This is a genomic window from Streptomyces triticisoli, from assembly GCF_003270085.1.
Classification (GTDB): Bacteria; Actinomycetota; Actinomycetes; order Streptomycetales; family Streptomycetaceae; genus Streptomyces; species Streptomyces triticisoli.
Genome location: NZ_QFDQ01000131.1, coordinates 1 through 4,518, shown reverse-complemented (window position 1 = coordinate 4,518; position 4,518 = coordinate 1). Strand labels below are relative to the sequence as shown.

Annotated in this window: 5 protein-coding genes; 4 read left to right on the top strand and 1 reads right to left on the bottom strand. The window is 69.4% G+C overall.

Features of this window, described 5'->3' with window-relative positions:
- Positions 1-111: 111 nt before the first annotated feature.
- Positions 112-531: an ATP-binding protein gene (locus DEP02_RS18950; protein ID WP_332871986.1), complete on the bottom strand. Its 420-nt coding sequence runs from the start codon at positions 529-531 to the stop codon at positions 112-114.
- A gap of 188 nt (positions 532-719) precedes the next feature.
- Here DEP02_RS18950 and DEP02_RS18945 point away from each other — a divergent pair, with 188 nt between their 5' ends.
- The 4 genes from DEP02_RS18945 to DEP02_RS18925 all read left to right on the top strand — a co-directional run bounded on the left by DEP02_RS18945 (position 720) and on the right by DEP02_RS18925 (position 4,232).
- Positions 720-1,607 (top strand): helix-turn-helix domain-containing protein, encoded by an 888-nt coding sequence (locus tag DEP02_RS18945; protein WP_112468885.1) that lies wholly within the window; start codon positions 720-722, stop codon positions 1,605-1,607.
- Between the two features lie 3 nt (positions 1,608-1,610).
- The gene (locus tag DEP02_RS18940) at positions 1,611-1,811 is read left to right on the top strand and encodes a DUF397 domain-containing protein (protein WP_112468884.1); all 201 of its coding nucleotides are present in this window, start codon (positions 1,611-1,613) and stop codon (positions 1,809-1,811) included.
- A gap of 1,151 nt (positions 1,812-2,962) precedes the next feature.
- Entirely contained in the window at positions 2,963-3,499 is a 537-nt protein-coding gene (locus DEP02_RS18930; RefSeq protein WP_112468882.1) for a hypothetical protein, read from the top strand.
- 112 nt (positions 3,500-3,611) lie between these two features.
- Complete coding sequence (locus DEP02_RS18925) at positions 3,612-4,232, top strand: class F sortase (RefSeq protein ID WP_112468881.1); 621 nt, start codon at positions 3,612-3,614, stop codon at positions 4,230-4,232.
- Positions 4,233-4,518 lie beyond the last annotated feature (286 nt).

The window sequence follows — 4,518 nt, the reverse complement described above, 5'->3', positions numbered from 1 at the left end:
TCGTCGTCGATCTCCCAGGGCTTGGGTCGGGACATCACACACCTCCCGATCGGCACGAACTCGCACCAGTACACCCAGAATAACGCAAACACCCTATTTTGTTAGGGGCTCTTAGACGGCCGCGACGTCCAGTTCGCACCACACGGACTTTCCGACGGTGAGCCGCTCCACGCCCCACCGGTCGGCGACCTCCCGGACGATGAGCAGCCCGCGCCCGAACATGTCGTCCAGTGAGGCGTCACGCGGGGCCGGGAGCGCCTCCCCCTTCGGGTCGGAGACGGAGACGCGTACAGCCCGTTCGGTGAGGGTGAGTTCGACGCGGAAGAGCCTGTCCCGCAGGCATCCGTGCAGCACGGCGTTACCACCGAGCTCGGAGACCAACAGGGCGGCGTCGGCTGCGAGTTCGGGGTGGCCCCAGTCGGTGAGCAGACGGTGGGCGCGGCGTCGGGCGAGGGCGACGCTCTTGGGGAGCGGCGTGTAGTCGAGTCGGTCGTACTGGAGCGGGTTGCAGGGGGCGACCAAGTCGCTCACCTCCGGACAGGGGTGGGCAGCGCCGATGCCTGAACCGGCAGCGCTGCGTGATCGGTTCGTCGCCGACCGTAGAAGCGATGCAGCTTTGTGCGCAAGTTCCTCTCGGAGGAATTCCCCCCAACGGGTTTGCGTGCCGCTCACACATCGCGCCAGACTGACCACGCACGGACACCACGAGGAGCGTCAACGTGACCGCGAGTCAGGCGATGCAGGGCAACAGCACGTCCACCGTCCTGGGGCGTCGACTGGGTGGAGAGCTCATCAAGTTGCGCACGGCTGCGGGCCTGACCCAGACCCACGCGGCCAAGGCGCTCACCGCCTCCACCACGAAAGTCGCGAAGATGGAGGGCGGCTGGGTGCCCATGCGCGACCCGGACATTCGCGCGCTGTGCGAGCTGTACGGCGCCCGCGACCCCGGAATCGTCGGTTCGCTCCTGGAACTGGCACGGGTCGACCGAGAGCGGCGCAAGGCCAAGGGCTGGTGGGACGACTACACGATCCACGGCGTCATGCAGGAGTACGTCACGCTGGAGAGCGCGGCGACAACCATCAAGGCGTGGCAGCCGTCCTTCGTTCCGGGCCTGCTCCAAACTCCCGAATATGTCATGGACTTGAGGGGAGACCTCAGTCCAGCAGCGATCAAGAGCCCGGAGTCCGACGAGAAGTTCGTCGCCACGCGGCTCGCGCGCCAGCAACTGCTCTCCCAGGATCCACCGCTCACGTTCCAGGCGGTGATCTACGAAGCCGCACTGCGGAACTTCCCCGGCGGGACGGCAACGGCCCGTGGACAGCTCGACCATCTTCTGAAGGCGGCCGACCTCCCGAACGTCTCGTTGCGGGTCTTCCCCTTCGGCGCAGGTACGCACCCCGGTCTGAACGGCTCGTTCAACATCCTCTCGTTCGCCGAACCCGGGGCCATGGACGTCGTCTACGTGGAAGCCCCCTTCGCTCAACGGTGGGTGGAGGGCGGCGAGGGTGCTGCGGCTTACGATGAACTGTTCGAGGTAATCACCGAACACTCTCTCGGCGAGGAGGAGTCGGCGTCACTCCTCCGCAGGCTTCGAAGGGAACTGTGAGCCGTGCCCGACTTCCAGTACCGCAAGTCCAGCTACAGCGACCAGGTGGCCGAGTGCGTCGAGGTAGCCACCAACATCCCCACCACCGTCGCCATACGAGACTCCAAGCGCCTCACCGGCCCCTCCCTCCACGTCACCCCGACTGCGTGGGCGGCCTTCCAGCGAACCGTGCGAGAAGGACTGACGTGTGATCAGCCAGATTGACGACCCCGGTCGCGAACTCGTACTCATCGACGGCTTGAGCCCTGCGAGCGTCGTGCTTGTTCATTGTGCGGCTCTTCGCTTGCTGTGTTCCGGCAACGGCTCCACCCACCTCGACGCCTGACCGCCTGCGGTGCTGCACTCATACGAACGTGTGCTGTCCCTGGCCCGGGAGGCGGTGACGGATGGTTCGAGGTGCTCGGACTCGGCTCCCTGCACGATCAACACCGAAGGCCGGCCCATTCACGGCGCGAGCCGACGGAGCCGCAGGACGATTGAGGCAAGGTGCGGTCCGGCGCGGGCGCATTGCGAGAACGCTCGTACCTGCACCGGATCAGTGCCCTACGGTGAGCCGGTGAGGAACAATCGACGTGTCCGCCGCCTCGCCGTGGACAAGGCCGTCTGGTACTGGTCCGTACGGCAGCGGGTGAGACCTGCCTATGCCGACTGCCGCGTGACGTTGTCCTTCTTCACAAACGGACCCAAGAGAGGCGCTGGGCGCCGCTTGTCCTTGGTCTTCGCGCCGAACCCGCACGGGGTCGTTTCGCACTCATATTTTGAGTCCGGCACAGTGGTACGCCTTCCGGACCGCAGCTGTCTCAATCTCTACGAGCCGGGAACGGTCCGACGCCTGTTGCACGCCGCAATGCCAGTCCTGGAACTCCGACCCTCGGACCAGGACATCGAAGTAGACGGCTGGCCTTGCTTCGCTGAGGTCGTCGACTGTTCCGATGCCAGAGGATCTGCTGATTGATCTTGCGGGCAGCAGGCTTCCCCGATCCGAGCCGTGTGGTCGACACGGCCCGGAGGTCGGTCCTGGACGGGTCGGCGATGCGGCTGCCGCCGGGCGATCACTGACTCTCGTACGCTCCACGCCCGCGGAGCCGACAGCCGGCACCTGTTCACCCCCACGCCCTGCGCCCTTCCGGGTGGTTCTCGATGTTCCGTCGGCAGGGCGGTCTTGACCTGCCGAAACACACAGCACGAGCCGATCCGGGGCGGGTGTTCCGACACCCGTTCATCCTATTCCTGACGTCTCATCAGGGAGCGGAAGCGCCCGCGTGCGACTTACCTCGGAAGGGCAGGGGCGCGGCCGACTGCGGCACACGTGGGTGTCGCGGGGCGTGCCCGCCGCAGAGCCCGGAGGAGCACCGATGCGACGTACCGCCGCCCGTCCGCCGGCCGGGGCCATGGCCGGGGCCGCGCTCGCCGTCGCCGCCGTGGGCGGTCTGGCCGTGCCCGCCTACGGCGCGGAGGGCGGCGGCCTGGAGGTGTACCCGTACTCGGTCGAGCCGGGCGGACAGGTCACGGTGAACACCAAGGGGTGCGGCGAGAAGGCGGCCGCGGCGGGCGACGCCAGCGCGGTCGGCGCGGGTCTCTTCATGCTGGCGCCCAGCGCGCGTGAGGGCGAGGCGGTCGGTCAGTTCCGGGTGCCGGAGGGCGCGCAGCCGGGGACGTACGAGATCGTCGCGCAGTGTGCCGCAGGCGACCGGGAGGTCAAGGGCGACCTGGTGGTCACGCTGACCGCCGCGCAGGGGCAGGTGCAGCCCCGGGGAAGTGTGAAGACGGGGGTCGGTGGCGCGCTGGGCACCGGCCCCGTACGGACCGCGGCCGGTGTGGCGGCACTCGCCGTCGCCGCCGCGGGCGGTACCTGGCTCCTGCATCGCCAGGCGAGAGGCGACGGGGTCTGACGGACACCCTCCGCTGTCCGTCCGCCGGTACCGCAAGCCCTCTCCCCCTCCGGGTGCGCCGCCCCTCGCGGCCCGGAGGGGGTGCGGGACACCAAGTCCGGGAGGGGGCCGTATGCCCAAGATCGGCAACACCGCCATAGCATCCGTCACCGTCATCGCCCTCTGTTCCGGCGTGTGGCTCCTGCACGGCGGCGAGGCGATGCACGCCCCGCCCCAGCCCGGAGTGGCCGAGGGTGTGCTCGACCCCGGCGGGGGAGGGCCCGCGGCCCCCGCACTGCCGCCGTCCCCGCCCCTCCGCATACGCATACCCTCCATCCGGGTGAACGCCCCCCTGATCGGCCTCGGCCTGACGGAGTCCGGCAACCTGGACGCCCCGCCCGCCGACGACAAGAACCTGGCCGGCTGGTACGAGGCCGGCACCACCCCCGGCGAGAGGGGCACCGCGATCGTCGCCGGCCACGTCGACACCACCCGGGGCCCCGCCGTCTTCTACGACCTCGGCGCCCTGAAGAAGGGCAGCACCATCGAGGTGGACCGCCGGGACGGCGGCGTCGCGGTGTTCACCGTGGACGCGGTCGAGGTCTACGCGACGAAGGACTTCCCCGACGACAAGGTCTACGGCGCCGCCAAGCGCCCCGAACTACGGGTGATCACCTGCGGCGGCGGCTACTCCAAGTCCACCGGCTACCAGGGCAACGTGGTCGTCTTCGCGTACCTGACGGGCAGCCGCTGACAGGACCTCCGGGCGGCAGCTCGAACACAGGGGCAAGAGGCTTGGGCACGCTGGTCCGGTCCTTGAGGGGGCTGCCCGTCACCGGCTGCTCCTTCGCCACCGGTCCCGCCTCACGCCTGCCTCACGGACCGCTCCCGCCAGGCGGCGGGTCCCGAGTCCGCGCCGCCCCGGAGGACTCCCTCCGGTCCGCGACCGCGGGCGGGCCGGTGCCTTGCCGGGCGGGTCGAGCCGGCGGGTGGAGATGTGCACTCCGTCGACCAGTCGCCCGCCCGAGGCCGTGACGGCG